The 2,918-nt window shown below is 73.1% G+C and carries 4 protein-coding genes; all 4 read right to left on the reverse strand.

Going from position 1 to position 2,918, the window contains the following annotated elements; translation table 11 throughout:
- The coding region (locus JWQ05_RS19220; RefSeq protein WP_299662025.1) for a cobaltochelatase subunit CobN at positions 1-1,139 on the reverse strand (1,139 nt) is incomplete at its 3' end.
- 7 nt (positions 1,140-1,146) lie between these two features.
- Positions 1,147-2,181 carry a cobalamin biosynthesis protein CobW gene (gene cobW, locus JWQ05_RS19225; protein WP_299662028.1) on the reverse strand — a complete coding sequence of 345 codons (1,035 nt, stop codon included), beginning with the start codon at positions 2,179-2,181 and terminating at the stop codon, positions 1,147-1,149.
- On the reverse strand, positions 2,178-2,615 hold the full coding sequence (locus JWQ05_RS19230) for a DUF1636 domain-containing protein (RefSeq protein WP_299662030.1): 438 nt from the start codon (positions 2,613-2,615) through the stop codon (positions 2,178-2,180). The genes cobW and JWQ05_RS19230 overlap by 4 nt, the downstream gene beginning before the upstream one ends.
- Positions 2,608-2,918: CbtA family protein (locus JWQ05_RS19235; RefSeq protein ID WP_299662033.1), on the reverse strand; the 311-nt coding region annotated here is incomplete at its 5' end. The genes JWQ05_RS19235 and JWQ05_RS19230, both read right to left, overlap by 8 nt.

The following is a 2,918-nucleotide window of genomic DNA, read 5'->3' on the forward strand; positions in this document are numbered from 1 at the left end:
GCGCGGGGCGTGGCCGCCAGCCGCACCCAGGCGGCGGCGCGCTCGGCCAGCGCCGCGATGCCCTCTGCGTGCGGCACGGCGCGACGCTGCGAATACCCCTCGGTCTCCGGGCCGTCCTCCTTGAACGAGATCGGGAAACCGGAGAGCCGTCCGTCGAATTCCGGCAGGGCCACCTGCATGGCGAGATCCGCCGCGCCCATGCCGCGCGCCGACGCCCCCCAGGCCTCGCGCGACGCGCCGATGCTGAAGGCCTGGAGCACGGGGCAATCGGCGGCGTCGAGGACGAAGCCCGCATCCTCCCGCGCCGAGAAGGCGGTGGCGGCGATGACAATGGCGGGTTTTTGCGCCGCGATCGCCGCGCGCAGGACGTCGCGCGCGGCGGGCTCCTTCAGGCTCGACACGGCGACCGCCAGCACGGCGAGTCCGCGCGCCTGGAGAGCGTCGGCGAGCGCCGCGATCGGCGCGGTGTCGCCGGACAGGACGCTGGAGCGGTAGACCACCAGCAGCGCCAGCGGCGCATGACCCGGTGTCGGCTGGAACGGCCGCCCTGCCGCGTGCGCGCGTTCCATCGCGACCGGGCCGCAGCCGGGGCAGCAGACGAAGCCGCGCGGCAGGGGGAGGGGAGGGTCGACCGGGCTTGTCCCCCCGATTTCGGCGGCGAGGCGCCCGAGCAGCCGGCGCAGGTTCTCGGGGCCCCCGGCGCGGAAGTAGGCGTCGAACTGCGGCGCGAGATCGGGCGCCGTCGAGAAGGCGTCGAGGCGCGCATCCGGCCGGTCGTCCCCCGGCAGCACCACGAGGACCACCCCGTGGGCGCGGGCGGCGAGGCTCGCGCGCTCGATGCCGTAGCGCCAGTAATCGAGCCCGCCGAGGCAGCGGATCACGACGATCCGCGCCTTGGCGATCACCGAATCCACGTAGAGGTCCACCGACATCGGGTGGCGCAGGCGGGCGAGCTTGGCGAGCCGCAGGCTCGGCGCGCCGGGCGCGTTTCCCGGATACGCCGCCGCATGGGCGCCGGCCATGCCGAACAGGTCGGAATCGGTGAACGACAGGAACACGATGTCGCCCGGCGCCTGACCGAGATCGACCGCGTCTTCGCCCTCGTCGAGGGAGACCGTATCGATGCGGATCAGGTGCATGCGGGACCTATCCCGCCAGCGCGGCGGCGACCGCGCCCTGATCGAAGCCCTTGAGGCCGATCACCACGAGGCGGCCGTCACGGGACTCGGTGCTCTTCCACGGCCGGTCGTAGTGGTGACTGACCCGGCTGCCGACACCCTGGACCACGAGGCGCATGGGCTTGCCCGTGACCTCGGCGAAACCCTTGATGCGCAGCACGCCCGCGGTCTCGGCGGCGCGGGCGACGCGGATCGCCAGATCCTCGGCGGTGGCGCTGGGGCGCACGGGGAGTGCCACCGAGTCGAAATCGTCGTGGTCGTGGTCCTCGCCGTCGCCGTGGTGCGAGGGGCGGGCGTCGAGGTCGTCCTCGGCCGCGGCCTCGATCCCCAGGATCACGCGCGGGTCGAGGCGTCCGTGCTCGGCCTCCACCATCTTCACGGGGCGGGGCAGGTGGGCCTGCACCTCGGCCCGGACCTTGGCGCGGCCGGCCTCGTCGAGGAGGTCGGCCTTGTTCATCACCACGAGGTCGGCGCAGAGGAGCTGGTCCTCGAACACCTCTTCGAGCGGATTGTCGTGGTCGACGCTCGTGTCCTCGGCGCGCTGCGCGGCCGAGGCCGCCGGATCGTCGGCGAAGAAGCCGGCGGCCACGGCGGGGCCGTCGATGACCGCGACGACGCCGTCCACCGTCACCCGCGAGCGGATCGCCGGCCACTGGAAGGCCTGCACGAGGGGTTTGGGCAGGGCGAGGCCGGAGGTCTCGATCAGGATGTGCTCGGGCGGCTCTGCCCGGTCGAGGAGCTTGTTCAGGGCCGGCACGAAATCGTCGGCCACCGTGCAGCAGATGCAGCCGTTGGCGAGCTCGACGATGTCCTCGTCCCCACAGCCCTCGATGCCGCAGGCGGCCAGGAACGAGCCGTCGAAGCCGATGTCGCCGAACTCGTTGACGATGATGGCGAGGCGCCGGCCGTTGGCGTTCTCCACGAGGTGGCGCACCAGGGTGGTCTTGCCGGCCCCGAGGAAGCCGGTGACGATGGTGCAGGGGATCTTGGCGACGAGGGTCATTCGGCGGCGTCCGGAAGGAGGGTCGCCGCGAGCGGCGGAAAAGGCGGGATGCGGGCGACGACGCCCGTGCGGAACTCGGGGGGGCGGGCCTTCCACGGCACGATCCCGTCCGGCGTCCCGGCATAGAGCCCGACGCCCTCCAGGATGGTGCGGGCGGAAGCGGCCGGGTCGAGGTCGCCGTAGACGTAGGTCCAGCGCCCCGCCGAGGCCACCGCGACGGTGCAGGGCCGCTTGCAGACCGAGAGGCACTCGACGCTCGCGACGGTGATACCCGGGTGATCGCCCGAATTCACCGCATCCTGCAGGGCGGCGAGCAGCTGCGCCCCGGCGCGGGGCTCGGAGGCGTCGCCGGCGGCGCGGCAGGTGGCGCAGACGTAGAGGGTGACGGGCGCGGTCTGGTTGGCGTCCGCGGGGTCAGCCAGGGGGTCACGCATGCGCAGTCCCGGTGGCGTCGACGCCGTTTTTGCCGAACAGGTTCCAGGCCCAGCCATAGGCCAGCCCGATCACCGCCCAGAATACGAAGGCGATGCCGAGCGAGCGGGCGGCGAATTGCGCGGCGTAGGCCGCCGGCAGGTTCGAGGCGGCGTGGCTCGTCACCGGTGCGCCCGCAAGATGGGGGGCGACGAGGAGCACGATGCCGCCCGCGATGGCGATCGGCGCCCGGCGGATCGCGATGAGGTAGAGGCCCATGCCGGTGGCCGCCGCCGTCATCACCCACCAGAACTGGCGCTCGGCGA

The organism is Methylobacterium sp., from assembly GCF_028290105.1.
Classification (GTDB): domain Bacteria; phylum Pseudomonadota; class Alphaproteobacteria; order Rhizobiales; family Beijerinckiaceae; genus Methylobacterium.